Origin of the sequence: Enterobacter cloacae (assembly GCF_011078175.1) — a bacterium.
Lineage (GTDB): Bacteria > Pseudomonadota > Gammaproteobacteria > Enterobacterales > Enterobacteriaceae > Enterobacter > Enterobacter cloacae_Q.
On sequence record NZ_JAALCJ010000002.1, the window covers coordinates 83,106 to 102,769 of the forward strand.

Consider the following 19,664-nt stretch of genomic DNA (forward strand, 5'->3'; position numbering starts at 1 on the left):
GTACTTCTGGTGCAGACCCCAATGACCCTAACTTCTCCTCGCAAAGCCCTGCATCTGCGGATGTGGGCGCTGTTTATGTTCTTCTTCATCCCCGGGCTGCTGATGGCTTCCTGGGCGACGCGCACCCCGGCAATCCGCGATACGCTCTCCGTCTCGACGGCGGAGATGGGGATCGTGCTGTTTGGCCTGTCGATTGGCTCGATGAGCGGCATCCTCTGCTCGGCCTGGCTGGTGAAGCGCTTTGGCACGCGCGCGGTGATTCGCACCACCATGTGCTGCGCAGTGGCAGGTATGCTCGGTCTGAGCGTGGCGCTGTGGTTCGCCTCGCCGCTGATGTTTGCCCTGGGGCTGATGGTCTTTGGCGGCAGCTTTGGCGCGGCAGAAGTGGCCATTAACGTCGAGGGGGCCGCCGTCGAACAGGCGATGAACAAAACGGTGCTGCCGATGATGCATGGCTTTTACAGCCTCGGCACGCTGGCGGGCGCGGGCGTGGGGATGGCGCTTACGGGGCTGGGCATTGCGGCCCACGTGCACATTTTACTGGCGGCGCTGGTCTGCATTATCCCGATCCTCACCGGCATCCGGGCTATTCCCGCCGGTACGGGACAAAATGCCTCGGACGAACAGGCGTCTGCGGCAAAAGGGTTGCCCTTCTATCGCGATTTCCAGCTGATGCTGATTGGCGTGGTGGTGCTGGCGATGGCGTTTGCTGAAGGCTCGGCCAACGACTGGCTACCGTTACTGATGGTGGACGGGCACGGTTTTAGCCCCACCTCCGGCTCGCTGATTTACGCCGGGTTTACGCTCGGCATGACCGTCGGGCGTTTCACCGGCGGCTGGTTTATAGACCGCTACAGCCGTGTGGCGGTCGTCCGTGCCAGCGCCCTGCTGGGCGCGCTGGGCATCGCGATGATTATCTTTGTGGATGTGGACTGGATTGCCGGCGTGTCGGTGATCCTGTGGGGACTGGGCGCCTCCCTTGGCTTCCCGCTGACCATTTCCGCTGCCAGCGATACCGGCCCTGATGCGCCGACGCGCGTCAGCGTCGTGGCGACCACCGGCTACCTCGCTTTCCTGGTGGGCCCGCCGCTGCTTGGATTCCTCGGTGAGCACTACGGGTTACGCAGCGCGATGCTGGTGGTATTAGGGTTAGTCATTATTGCCGCCCTGGTGGCGCGAGCGGTGGCAAAACCGGAAGCAGAAACAACGTCAATGGAGAAGGGATATGAGCGTTAAACTGATTGCAGTCGACATGGATGGCTCCTTCCTGAGCGATGCGAAAACCTATAACCGCGCGCGTTTTCTGGCGCAGTACGCGCGCATGAAAGCGCAAGGCATCCGTTTTGTGGTCGCCAGTGGAAACCAGTACTACCAGCTGATCTCATTCTTCCCCGAGATCGCCCATGAAATCGCGTTCGTGGCCGAAAACGGCGGTTGGGTAGTGGATGCCGGCGAAGATGTGTTTAACGGCGAGCTGTCGAAAGAGCACTTCATGACCGTCGCCACCCTGTTAAACGACGTGCCCGGCATTGAGATAATTGCCTGCGGAAAAAACAGCGCCTACACGCTGAAAACGTATAACGACCTCTTTAAAGAAATTGCTGCACAATACTATCACCGCCTTGAAAGCGTCAGCAGCTTTGACAACCTCAACGATATTTTCTTCAAATTCGGGCTCAACGTCTCTGACGACGAAATTCCGCGCATTCAGGCGCTGCTGCATGAGAAGCTTGGCGACATCATGGTGCCGGTAACCACGGGACACGGCAGTATCGACCTGATAATCCCCGGCGTACACAAAGCTAACGGCCTGCGGATCCTGCAAGCGCGCTGGGGCATTGAGGACAGCGAGGTGGTGGCCTTTGGCGACAGCGGTAACGACGTGGAGATGCTGCGACAGGCCGGGTATGGCTTCGCGATGGCCAATGCCAGACCGCACATTAAAGCGGTGGCCCGCTATGAAGCGCCGAACAATAATGACGAAGGGGTGCTGGACGTGATTGATAGGGTGCTGGATGGGAGGGCGCCGTTTAATTGATTCCGTGCGATCTGGTGCCCTCACCCTAACCCTCTCCCACAGGGAGAGGGAATAAGGATTACGGTTGCAGGGAATTTCCGACGCGTTTGTCCTTCAGAAACACCACTATCAACCCTACCCACAGCATACCATTTGCGAGGTTGAACAGGCTGAACAGCCCGTTACCGCCGAAAGCATAGGCATGTTTGCTCACCTCAATACCGACGGTGAAAATCAGCATTTGCAGCATCCCCATCGCAGCGGACACCGTACCTTTACTCATTTCACTGGCGAACAGCGTCAGGCGCACCAGACCAGCATTTGCCACGCCAATACCAAACGCGTAAACGCTCAGCCCCGCCGTCATCCACAGGTACGCGTGAGACGAGACTATGGTCGCCACCGCCGCGATAATCAGCCCTGCCGCAATGGGCCAGCCGCCCATAATAATCAGCGAACGCACGGTACGGCGCGACGTAAGACGTGCCAGCACCAGGTTACCGATAATCAGCGCACCAAAAATCGGCACCTGTAACAGGCCATATTCATAGCTGCTAAGCTGCTCGCCGCTGATGATAATCACCGGCGACTGGGCAATCCACGCCAGCAGCGGCAGGCTGACAAAGCCCGTCGCAAGCGCACCCGCAACAAAACGACCGTTTTTCAGCACCGCCTTATAATCACGCCCCAGCTCTTTAAGAGAGAGCTTTTCGCCCAGGCGGGTGGCGGTTTCCGGCATCGCACGGTGAAGTCCGAAGAAAGAGATAGCCGCGAGCGCGGCAAAGAGGATGAACATCCCTTCCCACGGCGCAACGTGGACCCATGCGGCTCCCACCAGCGGCCCCAGAAGCGGCGCAATCAGCGCAACGTTTGCCATCAGCGCGGTAATTTTGATACACACCGCCTCCTCAAACGACTCCTGAATAGCGGCATAGCCCACGGCGCCGATAAAACACAGACTTACGCCCTGAAGGAAGCGCAGCAGCGTGAACTGCTCAATGTTCTGCGCCAGAAGGGTGGCCAGACAGGTGACGATAAACCACACCACGCCCGTCAGCATCACCGGACGGCGGCCAATACGATCCGACAGCGGCCCTAACAGCCACTGTAAAAACATGCCGCCCGCAAGATAGGCGGTCATGGATGTTGGCACCCATTCAATACCTGCGTTGTACTGCTCAACCACAGCCAGCATGCCTGGCTGGATCATGTCGTTGCCGATGTAGGTAGAGAATTCGTAAAGCACCAGACACAGAGGAAAAAGTAACGCCTGACGACCCAGACGATTACCGGAAGAAGAACGGTTTATCATGCAATCTCTTTAGTATGAAAAAATCGCGATGAGTGTAATGAATTGCCGCTGTTTGAGACAGCACAATAATGTGAAAACACGGAAATAAGGCACTTATCGTTATTGTTTAAGGTTTCCTTAAGTTGCCCTCCTTATGATAGTGCTATTTCACGTTATTGACCGAAACTATGACACACGCCGTCAGCCCTTCAGAATTATCTAAGTTACCGACAAACAAGACAAAACATCTTTACCGTTTGCCCGTCCGCTTTTATGGTTATCAGCTTTTCGGGCTGATCGTTCTTGCGCTGCTTTTTACCTGGCTTTCGCGCGATGAATCATTTGACCGATGGATAACCGGCTTCTGGTATGACGCGGCGAGGCATCATTTCCCGCTACAGCAAAACCCGCTGCTGGATCTGCTCAACCATCGGCTGGCGAAATATATGGCCATCGCGCTGGCTGCCGCATCGCTGATTTACGGCGCTTACAAACGCAATGCCCGGCTGGTAACGGCCGCGCTTCTGATGGGGCTGGGTGCGCTGGTGGTAGGGGTACTAAAAAGCATAAGCCACCACAGCTGTCCGTGGGATCTGGTTGAGTATGGCGGCAAAGCCGTCTCGTATCCCCTGTTCAGCGCCGTTCCGGCAGACAGCGGACCGGGACGCTGCTTTCCCGGCGGCCACGCCTCAAGCGGGTTTATGGTCATGGGGCTATTTTTTGCCTTCTGGCGTGAACGTCCGCGTCTGGCCTGGACCTTTGTCGCGCTGGGTGCTGTGATGGGCCTTTTAATGGGCTTCGGACAGGTCATGCGCGGCGCGCATTTTTTCTCTCACAACCTGTGGGCCGGGTGGTGGGTGTGGTTTTCCCAGGTGCTGGTTTACGGGCTGGTTTCCACCTGGTTTGCTAAAGAGTAACGAGATTATGTTAGAAAACCTGAACTACGAACTGTTTTATCTGCTCAACGCCACGCCGTCGTCACCGGAATGGATGATTGATCTCGCCACCTTCATTGCGAAAGATGTTATCAGCATTGTACCGGCTCTGGCGGTGATCCTCTGGCTATGGGGACCGCGCAAGCAGGTCACTGCCCAGCGCCATCTGGTGATCAAAATGGCGATGGCGATCGGCGTCAGCGTGCTGGCAAGTTACGTGCTGGGCCACGCCTTCCCGCACGATCGTCCGTTTGTCGATGGCGTCGGCTACAACTTCCTGCACCATGCGCCGGATGACTCGTTCCCAAGCGATCATGGCACGGTGATCTTCACTTTCGCGCTGGCCTTCCTGTTCTGGCATCGCCTGTGGTCCGGCGTGGTGCTGATGGGTGTAGCGGTCGCCATCGCCTGGTCCCGCGTTTACCTGGGCGTACACTGGCCGCTGGATATGGTCGGCGGTTTCCTGGTAGGGCTGATGGGCTGCGTCAGCGCAGCCATCCTGTGGAGCCTTTTTGGTCCGGCGCTTTATCGTGGATTATCACAGGCCTATCGCGTTCTGTTTGCCCTCCCGATCCGCAAAGGCTGGATACGTGACTAACCCCGGTCCGTCAGGTTACACTTGAGCCCCCGCCCTGCGGGGGCTCACTTTTTTAGCCCGAGGATCTATGGAAACACGTCGCGATGACCGCATTGCTCAGCTGCTTCAGGCGCTGAAGCGCAGCGATAAGCTGCATCTTAAGGAAGCCGCTACCCTGCTTGGCGTGTCTGAAATGACCATTCGTCGCGATCTGAACAGCGACAGCGCCCCCGTTGTCCTGCTTGGCGGGTATATTGTTCTGGAGCCCCGTAGCGCCAGCCATTATCTGTTAAGCGATCAAAAAACGCGCCTGGTGGAAGAGAAGCGCAAAGCCGCGCGGCTCGCCGCCTCGCTGGTGCAGCCGCATCAAACGCTGTTTTTTGACTGCGGTACGACCACCCCGTGGATCATCGAGGCCATTGACAGCACCGTTCCCTTTACCGCCGTCTGTTATTCGCTAAACACCTTCCTGGCCTTACAGGAGAAACCCGCGTGCCGGGTGATTTTGTGTGGCGGCGAATTTCATGCCAGCAACGCCATTTTCAAGCCGCTGAATATTCAGGACACGCTGAGCAATGTATGCCCGGATATCGCCTTTTACTCTGCGGCGGGCGTGAATGTGAAACAGGGGGCAACCTGTTTTAATCTTGAAGAGTTACCGGTGAAACAGTGGGCGCTCAACGCCGCGCAGCAGCATGTGCTGGTGGTTGATCACAGTAAATTTGGCAAGGTCCGTCCGGCAAGGATGGGAGAACTGTCGCGCTTTGACGCCATCGTCAGCGATTGCCGCCCGGATGACGAGCTGGTGGCATACGCGAAAGCGCAGCAGGTGAAGTTGATGTATTAAGAGGGGTGCGGCCTGATGCCCTCACCCCAACCCTCTCCCTGTGGGAGAGGGAGAAAACCCTTAAGGTTTAGCTGAACCAGCTGCCAAACCAGCCGTGGAACTTCATTAACACAAAGTCCCATATCCGGCTGAAGAAGCCGCCCTCTTCCACCGCTTCCATCACCACCAGCGGACGCTGCTCAATGGATTTGCCGTTAAGCTGGAAATCTATCGTCCCGACCACCTGGCCTTTTTTCAACGGCGCGGTCAGCTGTGGCTCGGTCAGGGTATAGCTGGCCTTCAGGTTTTTCAGCTGACCGCGTGGTATGGTGACGGAACCGGCTTCCCCCGCTCCCAGGTTTACTTCACTTTTATCACCAAACCAGACGCGCTGGCTCACGAAGGTAGCATCCGGCTTAATCGGCGTGACGGTTTCAAAGAAGCGGAAACCCCAGGTCAGCAGTTTTTCTGACTCGTTAAAACGAATGCGGTCGGTTTTCGTGCCCAGCACCACCGAGATCAGGCGCATATCGCCCTGCGTCGCAGAAGCCACCAGGTTATATCCGGCCCCGGCAGTTGTACCGGTTTTCATGCCGTCCACGTTAACGTTACTGCTCCAGAGCAGACGGTTACGGTTAGGCTGGCGGATATTGTTGAAGGTAAACTCTTTCTCTTTATGGATGGCGTACTCATCCGGTACGTCATGGATCAGCGCTTTGCCCAGCAGCGCCATGTCGCGCGCGGTACTGAACTGACCCGGCGCATCCAGGCCGTGAACGGTTTTGAAGGTGGTGTTGGTCAGGCCCAGTTTTTGCGCGTAGCCATTCATCAGCCCAATAAATGAGTCCTGACTGCCCGCGACGTAATCGGCCAGCGCAATACAGGCATCATTTCCCGACTGAATAATGACCCCTTTGTTCAGATCGGAAACGGAGACCTGGTCGCCAGGCTTCAGGAACATCACGGACGAGCCGCGCAGGGCCGGGTTACCGGTCGCCCAGGCATCTTTCCCGACGGTGACCATGTCATTCAGCTTGATCTTGCCCGCTTTCAACGCCTGGCCGACCACATAGCTGGTCATAATTTTCGTCAGGCTCGCCGGGTCAAGTTTTTCGTCGGCGTTACCTTCCGCCAGCACTTTCCCGCTGGCGTAATCCATCAGGATCCAGGCGCGCGCATCGACAGGCGGCGCTTCTGGCGCTGTCTGTTCCGCCGCATGGAGCGTTGGGGCAAAAAGGAAAAGCAGCGCCGAGCCTGCCGCCAGGCTGCGCAGAGAAAAAGTTTTTTGCGTCATAAATGCCACCCGAGTGTCCATTCTAAAAATCACGTCACAATCACCGTGTCGCAAGAAGCGATGAGTAATAGCGCACTACAGCGTTCAATGAAACCTGTTCCAGGTAAAGTTTTTAAAGTTTATGCAATAACATTCAGATACGCTTTGAATGCGGCGTTTTTTTTAGCATCTGTTGCGTAATTGTTAGGTTTATCTCACCATGGCAAAAAGCTGACTCGGATTCACATCTCATCGGGAGTAAATATGATTACGCTGTGGGGCAGGAACAATTCGACCAACGTGAAAAAAGTGCTCTGGACGCTGGAAGAGCTGGATTTACCGTTCAATCAAATTATGGCTGGAATGACGTTCGGGGTGAATAAAGAGGCTGACTATCTGGCGATGAACCCCAACGGGCTGGTGCCGTTGCTGCGCGATGACGAAACCGACGCCACGCTTTGGGAGTCGAACACCATCGTGCGTTACCTCGCCGCTCAGTACGGCCAGGGTCGGCTGTGGGTTGAAAATCCGGCCCAGCGCGCCCAGGGCGAAAAGTGGATGGACTGGGCAAACCAGACGCTTTCCCCCACGCACCGCGTGATCCTGATGGGGCTAATCCGCACGCCGGAAGCCGATCGTGATTATTCCGCCATTCATGCCGCCCAGGACGCCTGCGAATCGCTGTTTGCAATGATGGACGATGAACTGGCGAAGCACGCCTGGTTCTCCGGCGAGACGTTCGGCGTGGGCGATATCGCTGTCGCCCCCTTCGTCTGGAACCTCACCAACATGGGGCTCAACTGGGCTCCGCGCCCTCACCTTGCGCGTTGGCTCCAGCAGCTCAGCGAGCGCCCGGCGTATCGCAACGTGGTGATGATCCCGGTGAGCTGATTATGTCCCGGACGGGCTGACTTTCAACAGCTGCCCGTCCGTCTCGTCGGTCAGTACGTACAGATAGCCATCCGGCCCGACGCGCACATCGCGTATACGCTGATCTTTATCCCCCAGAATGCGTCCGTCCTCCGTCACGGTATTGTCCTTCACGCTCAGCACGATGACGTCTTTCTCCTTAAGCGCGCCGATAAACAGCTTGTTTTTCCACTGCGGGAAGGCGTCGCTGTTGTAGAATGCCATGCCGCTGACGGCGGGCGACATTTTCCAGACAAAAAGCGGTTTTTCGGTGCCCTCAACGTGCTCGCCTTTTGCTTCCGGGATTTTCAGGCCGCTGTAGTTGATCCCATGCGTCGCCAGGGGCCAGCCGTAGTTTTTGCCCTTCTCAGGAATGTTAATCTCATCCCCGCCGCGCGGCCCGTGTTCGTTGAGCCACAGCGTGTCGCTCCACGGATTCATCGCCATCCCCTGGGGGTTGCGAATACCATAAGACCAGATTTCAGGGCGCGCGCCGGCGGTGTTGACAAACGGGTTATCCGGCGGCACTTTTCCGTCCTCCGTCAGGCGCACCACCTTGCCCTGAAGCTTATCCAGATCCTGCGCCGTCGGGCGCTGGTTATTTTCACCCAGGCCAATAAAGAAATGGCCTTTGCCGTCAAACACCAGCCGTCCGCCAAAGTGATTGCCGGTAGAGAGTTTCGGCATCTGTCGGAACACCACCTGGAAGCCCTCAATGCGCGACAGGTCATCGCTCAACCGCCCGTAGCCCGCCGCGGTACCCGCTTTGCCATCATGACCTGCCTCGGCGAAGCTGAGCCAGACCCGCCGTGACTGTGCAAAATCCGGGGCCAGCACGACGTCCAGCAGTCCGCCCTGTCCGCTTGCCCACACTTTCGGCACGCCAACAATCGGATCGGAGAGCCCTTTCCCTGCCTGCCAGTGCTTAAGCTGTCCGTCTTTTAGCGTGATCAGCAGCCCCTTATTATCAGGCAGAAACGCCAGCGACCAGGGGTGATCCAGTTTTGTCTGTAAAACCTCCACTTTTACCGGCTCTGTCGCGGCAAGCAGCGAAACGGGAAAGACCAATGCAGGCAGGAAAATCAGCGAAGATCGAGGCATAACACGCTCCTTTGTCGGCTTATGGCTTAAAGATTAGCCACTTCGCCCGGGCGCGTTACCACTTTTACAAAAGCTTAATCAGAAGGGGGAGTTGCCTCCCCCGGGTTCAGTGCCGGGCAAGCGTTTCAGGCTTATTGAGGCACATGATGCAAAGCGCGAGCGTCGTCAGGCAGTTTTCAAGCTTCTCCGCGTTAACGGCAATAAAGTTCGGGCAGTCGTGACGTCCGTTCATCAAACAGACCCCGGCGATGGAGAGCACCTCGGCGGCACGGCGCAGCGCCATTAATTCGCTTTCAGCGCAGTGCGCTTTCAGGATGGGTGCTTTTTCACGCATGAAATTGCAAAGTTCAAAGAAGTTATCACGCAGATTTTCGCTTTCGCTGACTGACATATACCCTTTCGCCTTACGGAGTTGCAGATAGGCGGCCAGGTCGATTCGGGCATTGATCAGCTTGTTAAGCAGATCGCGTTTCAGTCCGTCAACGGTCATGCTATTTCCTCCTCTGTCAGCAATGTCACCTTATAAATAATAAGGTCATTTTTTGTACAATGTTATGCCTGAGATCAATAAACGATAACTGATTAACATTCTTTACAATGTTACAACGATTGCCCGGCTCAACTGAGCCACTAAGAGTGTATAAATCCCCCGCGATACGCTGTAAAATCCGGCCCTGATAACTCCATTATTGATGAATTTTTAACCTATGAGCAATGTTACGCACCCGCCGAAAATCGGCTTTGTCTCCCTGGGCTGCCCGAAGAACCTGGTGGATTCCGAACGCATCCTGACTGAACTTCGCACTGAAGGCTATGACGTGGTGCCAAGCTACGACAACGCCGACATGGTGATCGTCAACACCTGCGGGTTCATCGACAGCGCGGTCCAGGAGTCACTGGAAGCCATTGGGGAAGCCCTGACGGAAAACGGCAAAGTGATTGTCACCGGCTGCCTGGGCGCGAAGGTGGATCAGATCCGCGAAGTGCACCCGAAAGTGCTGGAGATCACCGGGCCGCACAGCTACGAGCAAGTGCTGGAACATGTTCATCACTACGTACCAAAACCAAAGCACAACCCGTTCCTGAGCCTGGTGCCGGAACAGGGCGTGAAGCTGACACCGCGCCACTACGCGTACCTGAAAATTTCCGAAGGCTGCAACCACCGCTGCACCTTCTGCATCATCCCGTCGATGCGTGGCGATCTGGTGAGCCGTCCGATTGGCGAGGTACTGGCAGAAGCCAAACGCCTGGCCGATGCGGGCGTTAAGGAGCTGTTGGTCATCTCTCAGGACACCTCCGCCTACGGCGTGGACGTCAAACACCGCTCCGGTTTCCACAACGGCGAGCCGGTGAAAACCAGTATGGTCGGCCTGTGCGAGCAGCTGGCTAAGCTCGGGATCTGGACGCGCCTGCACTACGTCTACCCTTATCCACACGTTGATGACGTGATCCCGCTGATGGCGGAAGGCAAAATCCTGCCGTATCTGGATATCCCGCTACAGCACGCCAGCCCGCGCATTCTAAAGCTGATGAAACGTCCTGGCTCCGTTGATCGCCAGCTGGCGCGCATCAAGCAGTGGCGCGAGATCTGCCCGGATCTGACCCTGCGTTCCACCTTTATTGTCGGCTTCCCGGGCGAAACCGAAGAAGATTTCCAGATGCTGCTCGACTTCCTGAAAGAAGCGCGTCTGGATCGCGTGGGCTGCTTCAAGTACAGCCCGGTTGAAGGCGCAACGGCCAACGAGCTGGCGGACCAGGTACCGGAAGAGATAAAAGAGGAGCGCTGGAACCGCTTTATGCAGCTACAACAGCAGATCTCTGCCGAACGCTTGCAGGAGAAAGTGGGCCGCGAAATTCTGGTCATTATCGACGAAGTGGACGAAGAAGGGGCGATTGGCCGCAGCATGGCGGATGCGCCTGAAATCGACGGCGCGGTGTATCTGAACGGTGAAACCAACGTCAAGCCGGGCGACATCATTCGCGTGAAGGTCGAAAACGCCGACGAGTATGATTTGTGGGGCAGCCGGGTTTAATCTCCCCACGCCTCTGTTGTAGGCCGGGTAAGGCGTCGCCGCCACCCGGCACATTCCACAGCACTACCCCTTTATCCGCGGATCCAGCGCATCGCGCAGCCCATCCCCCAGCAGGTTAAACGCCAGCACGGTCAGGAAAATCGCCAGGCTCGGGAAAATCGCCACGTGCGGAGCAATCACCATATCCGCCCGCGCCTCATTCAGCATCGCGCCCCACTCCGGCGTCGGTGGCTGAGCCCCTAACCCCAGGAATGACAGGCTCGCCGCCGAGATAATCGACACGCCTATGCGCATGGTGAAGTAGACTACGATAGATGACACCGTTCCCGGCAGAATATGGCTGAACAGGAGGGTGGCATCGCTGGCCCCCATGCTGCGCGCCGACTCAATAAAGGTCTGCTGCTTCAGCACCAGCGTGTTGCCACGTACCAGGCGCGCGAAAGCGGGAATCGAGAATACCGCCACGGCGATAATGACGTTCGCCATGCCGCTGCCCATCACCGCCACCACGGCAATCGCCAGCAGAATACCGGGAAAGGCAAACAGCACGTCACAGATGCGCATGATGATGCGGTCCCACCAGCCTTCGTAGTACCCGGCCACCAGCCCCAGCACAGTGCCGATCGCTGCGCCCATCAGCACCGCAAAGACCCCGGCCGCCAGCGAGATCTGCGCCCCTACCAGCACGCGGCTGAAAATATCGCGCCCGAGCGAGTCCACGCCAAACCAGTGCATCATCGACGGACCATCGTTCAGCCGGTCGTAGTCGAAGTAGTTTTCCGCATCAAACGGGGCTATCCAGGGGGCGATAATCGCCACCAGGATCAGCAGTAACACAAACAGCCCGGCGACCATAGCGACGGGCTGACGACGGAATCGACGCCAGAACTCAACCCACGGAGTGCGAATATGGTCCGGCCTGATCCCCGGCATAGCGTTTAAAATGGCCTGGCGACGCCAGTTCAGTAATCGCATCTTACTTATACCTGATGGCCGGGTTAATGGCGGCGTACAGCACATCCACCACTAAGTTGATAAGAATAAACTCCAGCGAGAAAAGCAGGACTTCAGCCTGAATAACCGGATAGTCACGCATATCGACCGAGTCGACCAGCAGGCGCCCCAGCCCCGGCCAGTTAAAGACCTTCTCCACCACGATAGAGCCACCCAGCAGAAAGCCGAACTGTAGCCCCATCATCGTGACCACCGGGATCATCGCGTTACGAAAACCATGCTTCAGAATGACCCATTTCTCACTCACCCCTTTTGCCCGCGCGGTGCGAATGTAATCTTCGCTCAGCACGTCGACAAACGAGGCGCGGGTAAACCGGGCCATAACCGCCGCAACGGCCGCGCCAAGCGTCATGGAGGGCAGAATGTAGTGCTTCCAGGTGTCGGCCCCGACGGTCGGCAGCCAGCCCAGCTCGACGGAGAAAATCTGCATCAGCAGCATACCCAGCGCAAAGGCCGGGAAAGAGATGCCGGTGACCGCCAGCGCCATACCGAGCTTATCCGGCCAGCGGTTGCGCCAGACGGCGGCGACAATCCCCGCGCCCAGGCCAAACACAACCGCCCAGCTCATACTGGCAATCGTTAACCAGAAGGTGGGCATAAAGCGGCTGGCAATCTCCTCCGACACCGGACGACGCGACACCATTGAGATGCCGAAATCGCCCTGAAGGACGTTGCCAATGTAACGCAGAAATTGCCTGTACAGCGGCTGGTCAAGACCGAGCTGTTTACGCACCAGTTCGATAACCGTCGCATCCGCTTCCGGTCCGGCAATCAAACGCGCCGGATCGCCGGGCAGCATGTGGACAAACAAAAACACCAGCACGGCCACAATCAGCAGCGTCGGGATAAGCCCCAGCAGGCGTTTACAAACATAATTCAGCATGAGTTTTAATTTAAATCCGCGTCATCAAAACTAAAGCCCGTATCCGGCATGATGTAAAAACCGGTCAGCGCTTTGTTGTGGGCTGAGACCAGTTTTTCCACCACCAGCGGCGCCCACGGCGACTCTTTCCAGATAATGTCCTGTGCCTCTTTGTACAGGCGCGCTTTCTCTTCCGGTTTGGTGGTTTTCAGGGCATCCGCCAGATCCTTATCCACCTGCGGATTACTGTAGAACGCGGTATTGAACAGCGTTGGCGGCCAGTTCTGGGAAGCAAACAGCGGCGACAGGGACCAGTCAGCTTCACCGGTTGAAGCCGTCCAGCCGGTGTAGAACATCCGCACGCCGCTCTCTTTCTGTCCTTTGCCTTCCACTTCCGCCGCTCGCTGTCCGGCATCCATCGCCGTGACCCTGGCCTTAATGCCGACCTGCGCCAGCTGCTGCTGTGTAAATTGCAGCACCTTCTGTGCGGTACTGTGGTTATGCGATGACCACAGCGTGGTGCTAAAGCCGTTCGGATAGCCTGCCTCTTTCAGCAGTTCCCGCGCTTTCGCCGGATCGTACGCCCATGGCTGATAGCTTTGCGCGTATTCGATGGCTGGCGGCATCACGCCCGTCGCGGGAGTGGCGTAACCGGCAAAGGCCACCTTCACCAGCGCCTGGCGGTTAATGGCGTAGTTGATGGCTTCGCGCACCTTCGGGTTATCGAACGGTTTCTGCGTGACGTTCATGCTGATGTAGCGCTGCATAATCGACGGGCTGGCCACCAGCTCCAGCTTGCTGTTTTTAGCCAGCAGCGCCGCCTGTTCGTAAGGGATCGGGAAGGCAAACTGCGCTTCGCCGGTTTGCAGCATCGCAGCGCGGGTATTGTTGTCCACTACCGGTCGCCAGGTGATGGTATCCAGCTTCGGCAGCCCCTGCTGCCAGTATCCGGCGAATTTTTTCACCTTCACAAAATCGGTCTGGTTCCAGGTGAGCAGTTCGTACGGCCCGGTTCCCACCGGGTGGAAGCCAATCTCTTTGCCGTATTTTTTCAGGGCGGCGGGCGAAATCATCGCCGTCGCGGGATGAGCAAGGATATTGATAAACGCCGAGAACGGCTCTTTCAGGGTGATCTTCACCGTCGCCGGGTCAATCACCTCGGTGCTGGCGATATTTTTATACAGGTTGTAGCGCTTAAGGCCGTTCTCCGGATTGCTGGCACGGTCCAGGTTGATCTTAACCGCCTCGGCGTTGAAGTCGGTGCCGTCCTGGAACTTCACGCCGGTACGGAGCTTAACGGTATAGACCAGCCCATCGTCCGACACGGTATACCCTTCCGCCAGCACGTTTTTCAGCTTCATCTCCCGGTCCAGGCCGAACAGCCCCTGGTAGAAGGATTTTGCCACCGCCTGGGAAAGGGTGTCGTTAGCGTCATACGGATCCAGCGTCGTGAAGTTTGACCCCACCGCCACCACCACATCTTTCCCCGCGAATGCGGGGGCGGCGGCCAGCGCGGCCGTCACGCTCGCGGCCAGCAGCCATTTACGAGCAACAAAAGGAACCATTGTGTTCTCCTGCCTGGTGTAAGTTATAACCGCGAGAATGCATTGCCCTGACGCGGTGGTGCGACAAAATGACCGGGCCCCACCTCACGCAGCGCCACGCGCTCCAGGGTTTCGCCCCGTTTACGGATATTGCTCGGCATGTCGTCCTGCAACAGCACGCGCTGGGCGTGGCGATGCTCAGGATCGGCAACCGGTACGGCAGCCATCAGCTTGCGGGTGTACGGGTGCTGCGGGTTTTCGAATACCGCGCGACGGGGGCCGATTTCAACAATCTGTCCCATATACATCACCGCCACGCGGTGGCTAATCCGCTCCACAACCGCCATATCGTGGGAGATAAACAGAAACGCAATCCCCAAATCCCGCTGTAAATCGAGCAGGAGATTGATGATTTGCGCACGGATGGAGACATCCAGCGCGGAAACGGACTCATCCGCAATCACCACTTTCGGATTCAGGGCCAATGCCCGCGCAATACAAATGCGCTGTCGCTGGCCGCCAGAAAATTCGTGCGGATAACGCCAGGCATGCTCCGGCTTCAGGCCCACGCGCTCCAGCAGCCACGCGACGCGACGCTGCGCGGCTTCACCGTCGAGCAGGTTATGCACGCGCAGCGGCTCCATAATCGAGTAACCCACCGTATGGCGCGGATCGAGCGACGCATAAGGATCCTGGAATATAAACTGAATATCCCGGCGCACCGCCTGCAATTTACTGTCAGGAAGCGTGTCGATGCGCTGCCCATTGAAGGTGATGCTTCCCTCCTGCGACGCCACCAGCCTGAGCAGCGCCCGCCCGGTGGTGGATTTACCGCAGCCAGACTCCCCCACCAGCGCCAGCGTTTCGCCCGGCCAGAGATCGAAACTGACGTTCTCAACCGCATGCACTTCGCGCTTCACGCGATTGAGGATCCCGCTACGCAGCGGGAAACGGGTCACCAGGTCCCGCACTTCGAGGATTGGCCTGCCGGGAACCACCGTATTCTGCTCGGTTTCGTCTTCCTGCTGGCCCTGTTCAGTCCGGGAGATCAGCGGAAAACGACGCGGAAAATCGCTGCCATTCATGGCGCCGAGACGCGGAACCGCCGCCAGCAGCGCTTTGGTATAAGGCTGCACCGGCGCATGGAAGACCTGCTCCACCGTGCCGGTTTCTACGGCATTGCCCTGATGCATGACCAGTACCCGGTCGGCAATGTCCGCCACTACCCCCATATCGTGGGTGATGAAAATCACCCCCATCTCCATCTCCTGCTGCAACACTTTGATCAATTGCAGGATCTGGGCCTGAATGGTGACATCCAGCGCCGTGGTGGGTTCATCCGCAATGAGCACCGCCGGGCGGCACGACAGCGCCATCGCAATCATCACCCGCTGGCGCATGCCGCCGGAAAGCTGATGCGGGTAGCGGGACAAAATCGCGTGCGCCTCAGGGATACGTACCAGCTCCAGCATCCGTTTCGCTTCGTTGAGCGCCTCATCTCCGTTCAGCCCCTGATGCAGACGGATAGATTCGGCAATCTGCTCACCTACCGGGAAGACCGGATTCAGGGAGGTCATCGGCTCCTGAAAAATCATCGCAATATCAGCCCCGCGCACCCCCTGCATCTGAGACGCGCTCAGCTCATTGAGATCGATAACCTGATGGTTGCGACGGCGCAACAGCATCCGCTCGCTGGTGACCTGCCCGCCCGTCTGCTCAAGCAGACGCATCAGCGCCAGCGCGGTAACGGATTTACCGGATCCGGACTCGCCTACAATCGCCAGCGTTTCGCCCCGATTGAGCGAGAACGAGAGGTGCTGAACTGCCGGGATGAATCGCCGCTCTTCCTGAAAGGCAATATTCAGTTGTTGAACAACCAATACTTCCCGGTTGTCCAGCTCTTCACTGTGCGGCACGCAATGCCCCCTTATTCACGATAAATTCCTGTGCTGGGCGCATCGCCGGCATATCCCCACGCCCGGTACATCCCTTCACTGTTGAACGGCAGAGCCACGTTTCCCTCCCGATCTACCGCAATCAAGCCTCCCACGCCGCCCAGCGCGGGGAGTTTCTCCATCACTACCCGTTCGCAGGCCTCATTCAGGCTTAATCCGCCATAATCCATCAGCGCGGTAATGTCGTAGGCCGCCAACGCGCGGATAAACACTTCGCCGGTGCCGGTGCATGACACCGCCGCCGTGGCGTTATTGGCATAACATCCCGCGCCGGGCAGCGGGCTGTCACCGACGCGACCAGGAAGCTTGTTGGTCATGCCGCCTGTCGACGTTGCGGCGGCGAGGTTACCGGCTTTATCCAGCGCCACCGCGCCTACCGTGCCCATTTTGCTGCGTTCATCGAGCGGCGCGGCATGGTCCAGCTGCGTCATCCCCGCTGTACGCGCCTCCAGCAGTTGCCGGTAACGCTCCTCGGTGGAAAAAAGATCGGGTGAGACCGTGTCCATCCCGTGCTCGACGGCAAATTTCTCCGCCCCCGCTCCGGTCAGCAGTACATGCGGGCTTTGATCCATTACCAGACGCGCGGCCAGCACCGGATTACGCAGACGGCTAACGCTCGCTACCGCGCCCGCTTTCAGGGTGACGCCGTCCATCACACAGGCGTCCAGCTCGTGTGTTTCATCTCGCGTAAAGACCGAGCCAATGCCTGCATTAAACAGCGGACACTCCTCCAGCAGACGCACCACTTCGGTCACCACGTCCAGCGCGCTGTCGCCCGCCTCCAGCATGCGCTGGCCTGTTTCCACAATGGCGTTTAGCGCGTCAATATAACGCTTCTCCTGCTCGGGACTAAGCTGTGCACGGGTGATTGCCCCGGCACCGCCATGAATTGCGATAACCGCTTTACTCATTTCGCATCACCCATCAGCCTGGCTGGCTGCTTTTTCTATAAATATCATTATCGTCGACGAATCTTCAGATGATTTTTGAATATAGAAAGACGCAACTGTGATGTAAAGCGTACACCCATCGGGTCATACAGTTAGCCGCACTTTTCTGCCATAATGAGCGCTTTCGTTGTTACTCCGCAGGAGCCCACCATGGATTTTACCGCCGGACTGATGCCGCTTGAGACGGCACTCTCGCAGATGCTTGACCGCATTACTCCCCTGCACGACGTTGAGACGCTGCCGCTTGTGCGCTGTTTTGGCCGTATTGCCGCGCGCGATATCGTTTCGCCGCTGAACGTGCCGGGGTTCGATAACGCGGCGATGGACGGCTATGCCGTACGTCTGGCGGATCTGCAAACGGGTCAGCCGCTGCCGGTGGCGGGTAAAGCGTTTGCCGGGCAGCCGTTCAACGGTGAGTGGCCAGCGGGCACCTGCGTGCGCATTATGACCGGCGCGCCGGTGCCGAAGGGCTGTGAAGCCGTGGTGATGCAGGAAGAGACCGAACAAACGGACGACGGCGTGCGTTTTACCGCCAGCGTCAAAGCGGGCCAGAACATCCGCCGTACCGGCGAGGACATTACCCTCGGCGCAACGGTCTTTGCCGCCGGTCAAAAACTGACGGTCGCCGAACTGCCGGTGCTGGCATCGCTTGGCATCGCGGAGATTGACGTGGTCCGCAAAGTACGCGTGGCGGTGTTCTCCACGGGAGACGAGCTACAGCTTCCGGGTCAGCCGCTGAACGAGGGGCAGATTTACGACACCAACCGTCTGGCGGTGCACCTGATGCTGGAGCAGCTGGGCTGCGAGGTGATTAACCTCGGTATCATTCCTGACGATCCGCAAAAACTGCGCGCGGCGTTTATCGAGGCCGATGCGTCTGCCGACGTGGTGATCAGTTCGGGCGGCGTATCGGTTGGCGAAGCGGATTACACCAAAACCCTGCTTGAGGAGCTGGGTGAAATCGCTTTCTGGAAGCTGGCGATTAAACCGGGTAAACCGTTCGCGTTTGGCAAGCTTCCGCACAGCTGGTTCTGTGGTCTGCCGGGTAATCCGGTCTCCGCCGCGCTGACCTTCTACCAGCTGGTGATCCCGCTGCTGGCGAAGCTTTCAGGCAACAATGCCAGCCCGCTGCCGGAACGTGTGCGCGTGCGGGCGGCAACGCGCCTCAAAAAATCACCGGGCCGTCTCGATTTCCAGCGCGGTATTCTGGCGCGCAACGCCGACGGCGAGCTGAAGGTAAGCACCACCGGGCATCAGGGCTCGCACATCTTTAGCTCCTTTAGTCAGGGTAATTGCTTTATCGTGCTGGAGCGCGATCGCGGCCACGTTGAGGCGGGCGAATGGGTTGAAGTGGAACGCTTTAACCACCTGTTCGGAGGCTGACATGACGGTGGAACTGAGCGACCAGGAGATGATGCGCTACAACCGCCAGATCGTGCTGCGCGGGTTTGATTTCGAGGGTCAGGAGGCGCTCAAGGCGGCCAGCGTGCTGGTTGTTGGTCTTGGCGGGCTGGGCTGCGCGGCAGCGCAATACCTGGCTGCGGCAGGCGTCGGCGGCATGACGCTGCTGGATTTCGACACCGTGTCGGTGTCCAACCTGCAACGCCAGACGCTGCACAGTGACGCGACGGTCGGCCAGCCTAAAGTGGAATCAGCCCGCACGGCGCTGGTGCGCATTAACCCCAACGTTCAGCTCACCCTGATTGACGCGATGCTGGATGACGACGCGCTTTTTGCGCAGATTGCACGGCATGACCTGGTGCTGGACTGCACCGATAACGTCGCCATTCGCAACCAGCTCAATGCGGGCTGCTTTGCCCATAAAACGCCGCTGATTTCAGGCGCGGCCATCCGCATGGAGGGGCAAATCAGCGTCTTCACCTACGCTGAAGGAGAGCCCTGCTACCGCTGCCTGAGCCGTCTGTTTGGCGAGAATGCGCTGACCTGCGTCGAGGCGGGCGTGATGGCGCCACTGGTTGGCGTTATCGGTTCCTTGCAGGCGATGGAGGCGATTAAGGTACTGGCGCACTACGGCACGCCCGCAGCGGCTAAAATCGTGATGTATGACGCAATGACCTGCCAGTTCCGCGAGATGAAACTGATGCGTAACCCGGGATGTGAGGTGTGTAGCCAGTAAAAAGTCGGGTGGCGGCTTCGCCTTACCCGACATACGATTTTATCCCTCACCTTATGGGAGAGGGTTGGGGTGAGGGCATCAGCCAGCACAAAGTAAAAGCAAAACGGCAACCAAAGTTGCCGTTTTTAATGTTTTCACCCTCTCCCTGTGGGAGAGGGCCGGGGTGAGGGCATCAGCCCGCTCAGGGTAAAAGCAAAACGGCAACGAAAGTTGCCGTTTTTAATGTTTTCTCCCTCTCCC

General features: G+C 57.9%; 18 protein-coding genes. 9 read left to right on the plus strand and 9 right to left on the minus strand.

All coding sequences use genetic code 11. From position 1 onward, the window contains the following. The first annotated feature begins 21 nt into the window (after positions 1 to 21). Together G6Q29_RS04605 and G6Q29_RS04610 are read left to right on the plus strand one after the other, a co-directional pair. A complete protein-coding gene (locus tag G6Q29_RS04605) occupies positions 22 to 1,236 on the plus strand; it encodes an MFS transporter (RefSeq protein ID WP_165464713.1) in 1,215 nt (404 codons plus the stop codon). Beyond that, entirely contained in the window at positions 1,226 to 2,038 is an 813-nt protein-coding gene (locus G6Q29_RS04610) for a Cof-type HAD-IIB family hydrolase (RefSeq protein ID WP_165464714.1), read from the plus strand. Before G6Q29_RS04605 ends, G6Q29_RS04610 begins: the two co-directional genes overlap by 11 nt. 58 nt (positions 2,039 to 2,096) lie before the next feature. Here G6Q29_RS04610 and G6Q29_RS04615 read toward each other — a convergent pair whose 3' ends face one another. Next, a complete protein-coding gene (locus G6Q29_RS04615) occupies positions 2,097 to 3,329 on the minus strand; it encodes an MFS transporter (protein WP_165464715.1) in 1,233 nt (410 codons plus the stop codon). Positions 3,330 to 3,496: 167 nt separating this feature from the next. Between G6Q29_RS04615 and G6Q29_RS04620 the strand changes: the two genes are divergently transcribed. From G6Q29_RS04620 to deoR, 3 genes are all read left to right on the plus strand, one after another. Further along, complete coding sequence (locus tag G6Q29_RS04620; RefSeq protein ID WP_165464716.1) at positions 3,497 to 4,225, plus strand: phosphatase PAP2 family protein; 729 nt, start codon at positions 3,497 to 3,499, stop codon at positions 4,223 to 4,225. 7 nt (positions 4,226 to 4,232) lie between these two features. Beyond that, complete coding sequence (gene ybjG / locus G6Q29_RS04625; protein ID WP_165464717.1) at positions 4,233 to 4,841, plus strand: undecaprenyl-diphosphate phosphatase; 609 nt, start codon at positions 4,233 to 4,235, stop codon at positions 4,839 to 4,841. Positions 4,842 to 4,908: 67 nt separating this feature from the next. After that, positions 4,909 to 5,667, plus strand: coding sequence for a DNA-binding transcriptional repressor DeoR (gene deoR / locus G6Q29_RS04630; RefSeq protein ID WP_022650678.1), 759 nt, complete (start codon positions 4,909 to 4,911; stop codon positions 5,665 to 5,667). A gap of 67 nt (positions 5,668 to 5,734) precedes the next feature. On the opposite strand, the gene dacC is transcribed toward deoR, so the two are convergent. Continuing rightward, complete coding sequence (dacC, locus tag G6Q29_RS04635) at positions 5,735 to 6,940, minus strand: serine-type D-Ala-D-Ala carboxypeptidase (protein ID WP_165464718.1); 1,206 nt, start codon at positions 6,938 to 6,940, stop codon at positions 5,735 to 5,737. Positions 6,941 to 7,183: 243 nt separating this feature from the next. Between dacC and G6Q29_RS04640 the strand changes: the two genes are divergently transcribed. Further along, complete coding sequence (locus G6Q29_RS04640; RefSeq protein ID WP_165464719.1) at positions 7,184 to 7,810, plus strand: glutathione S-transferase family protein; 627 nt, start codon at positions 7,184 to 7,186, stop codon at positions 7,808 to 7,810. Here the strand turns inward: G6Q29_RS04640 and G6Q29_RS04645 are convergent, their stop codons facing one another. Both G6Q29_RS04645 and bssR read right to left on the minus strand, forming a co-directional pair. After that, positions 7,811 to 8,929, minus strand: a complete 1,119-nt coding sequence (locus G6Q29_RS04645; protein ID WP_165464720.1) for a PQQ-dependent sugar dehydrogenase — start codon at positions 8,927 to 8,929, stop codon at positions 7,811 to 7,813. It lies immediately after the preceding gene. Positions 8,930 to 9,035: 106 nt separating this feature from the next. Further along, positions 9,036 to 9,419 carry a biofilm formation regulator BssR gene (gene bssR / locus G6Q29_RS04650; protein ID WP_165464721.1) on the minus strand — a complete coding sequence of 128 codons (384 nt, stop codon included), beginning with the start codon at positions 9,417 to 9,419 and terminating at the stop codon, positions 9,036 to 9,038. A gap of 217 nt (positions 9,420 to 9,636) precedes the next feature. Between bssR and rimO the strand changes: the two genes are divergently transcribed. Then, positions 9,637 to 10,962 (plus strand): 30S ribosomal protein S12 methylthiotransferase RimO, encoded by a 1,326-nt coding sequence (rimO, locus tag G6Q29_RS04655; RefSeq protein ID WP_165464722.1) that lies wholly within the window; start codon positions 9,637 to 9,639, stop codon positions 10,960 to 10,962. 63 nt (positions 10,963 to 11,025) lie between these two features. Here rimO and gsiD read toward each other — a convergent pair whose 3' ends face one another. From gsiD to iaaA, 5 genes are read right to left on the minus strand one after another with little or no spacing between them, the layout of a single operon-like run. Further along, positions 11,026 to 11,937, minus strand: a complete 912-nt coding sequence (gene gsiD / locus G6Q29_RS04660) for a glutathione ABC transporter permease GsiD (protein ID WP_165464723.1) — start codon at positions 11,935 to 11,937, stop codon at positions 11,026 to 11,028. A gap of 1 nt (position 11,938) precedes the next feature. Further along, positions 11,939 to 12,859: a glutathione ABC transporter permease GsiC gene (gene gsiC / locus G6Q29_RS04665; RefSeq protein ID WP_006809475.1), complete on the minus strand. Its 921-nt coding sequence runs from the start codon at positions 12,857 to 12,859 to the stop codon at positions 11,939 to 11,941. A 5-nt stretch (positions 12,860 to 12,864) separates the two neighbouring features. Then, a complete protein-coding gene (gsiB, locus tag G6Q29_RS04670) occupies positions 12,865 to 14,403 on the minus strand; it encodes a glutathione ABC transporter substrate-binding protein GsiB (RefSeq protein ID WP_165464724.1) in 1,539 nt (512 codons plus the stop codon). A 23-nt stretch (positions 14,404 to 14,426) separates the two neighbouring features. Beyond that, positions 14,427 to 16,298 (minus strand): glutathione ABC transporter ATP-binding protein GsiA, encoded by a 1,872-nt coding sequence (gsiA, locus tag G6Q29_RS04675; protein ID WP_165464725.1) that lies wholly within the window; start codon positions 16,296 to 16,298, stop codon positions 14,427 to 14,429. Positions 16,299 to 16,309: 11 nt separating this feature from the next. Next, positions 16,310 to 17,248: a beta-aspartyl-peptidase gene (gene iaaA, locus G6Q29_RS04680; RefSeq protein ID WP_165464726.1), complete on the minus strand. Its 939-nt coding sequence runs from the start codon at positions 17,246 to 17,248 to the stop codon at positions 16,310 to 16,312. Positions 17,249 to 17,437: 189 nt separating this feature from the next. Between iaaA and moeA the strand changes: the two genes are divergently transcribed. Both moeA and moeB read left to right on the plus strand, forming a co-directional pair. Then, a complete protein-coding gene (gene moeA, locus G6Q29_RS04685; protein WP_165464727.1) occupies positions 17,438 to 18,670 on the plus strand; it encodes a molybdopterin molybdotransferase MoeA in 1,233 nt (410 codons plus the stop codon). Position 18,671: 1 nt separating this feature from the next. Beyond that, complete coding sequence (gene moeB / locus G6Q29_RS04690) at positions 18,672 to 19,424, plus strand: molybdopterin-synthase adenylyltransferase MoeB (RefSeq protein ID WP_165464728.1); 753 nt, start codon at positions 18,672 to 18,674, stop codon at positions 19,422 to 19,424. Positions 19,425 to 19,664: the final 240 nt, after the last annotated feature.

Coding starts and splice junctions, on each gene's coding strand:
- G6Q29_RS04605 (WP_165464713.1), top strand. CDS start 22: ATGACCCTAACTTCTCCTCGCAAAGCCCTGCATCTGCGGATGTGGGCG.
- G6Q29_RS04610 (WP_165464714.1), top strand. CDS start 1,226: ATGAGCGTTAAACTGATTGCAGTCGACATGGATGGCTCCTTCCTGAGC.
- G6Q29_RS04615 (WP_165464715.1), bottom strand. CDS start 3,329: ATGATAAACCGTTCTTCTTCCGGTAATCGTCTGGGTCGTCAGGCGTTA.
- G6Q29_RS04620 (WP_165464716.1), top strand. CDS start 3,497: ATGACACACGCCGTCAGCCCTTCAGAATTATCTAAGTTACCGACAAAC.
- ybjG (WP_165464717.1), top strand. CDS start 4,233: ATGTTAGAAAACCTGAACTACGAACTGTTTTATCTGCTCAACGCCACG.
- deoR (WP_022650678.1), top strand. CDS start 4,909: ATGGAAACACGTCGCGATGACCGCATTGCTCAGCTGCTTCAGGCGCTG.
- dacC (WP_165464718.1), bottom strand. CDS start 6,940: ATGACGCAAAAAACTTTTTCTCTGCGCAGCCTGGCGGCAGGCTCGGCG.
- G6Q29_RS04640 (WP_165464719.1), top strand. CDS start 7,184: ATGATTACGCTGTGGGGCAGGAACAATTCGACCAACGTGAAAAAAGTG.
- G6Q29_RS04645 (WP_165464720.1), bottom strand. CDS start 8,929: ATGCCTCGATCTTCGCTGATTTTCCTGCCTGCATTGGTCTTTCCCGTT.
- bssR (WP_165464721.1), bottom strand. CDS start 9,419: ATGACCGTTGACGGACTGAAACGCGATCTGCTTAACAAGCTGATCAAT.
- rimO (WP_165464722.1), top strand. CDS start 9,637: ATGAGCAATGTTACGCACCCGCCGAAAATCGGCTTTGTCTCCCTGGGC.
- gsiD (WP_165464723.1), bottom strand. CDS start 11,937: ATGCGATTACTGAACTGGCGTCGCCAGGCCATTTTAAACGCTATGCCG.
- gsiC (WP_006809475.1), bottom strand. CDS start 12,859: ATGCTGAATTATGTTTGTAAACGCCTGCTGGGGCTTATCCCGACGCTG.
- gsiB (WP_165464724.1), bottom strand. CDS start 14,403: ATGGTTCCTTTTGTTGCTCGTAAATGGCTGCTGGCCGCGAGCGTGACG.
- iaaA (WP_165464726.1), bottom strand. CDS start 17,248: ATGAGTAAAGCGGTTATCGCAATTCATGGCGGTGCCGGGGCAATCACC.
- moeA (WP_165464727.1), top strand. CDS start 17,438: ATGGATTTTACCGCCGGACTGATGCCGCTTGAGACGGCACTCTCGCAG.
- moeB (WP_165464728.1), top strand. CDS start 18,672: ATGACGGTGGAACTGAGCGACCAGGAGATGATGCGCTACAACCGCCAG.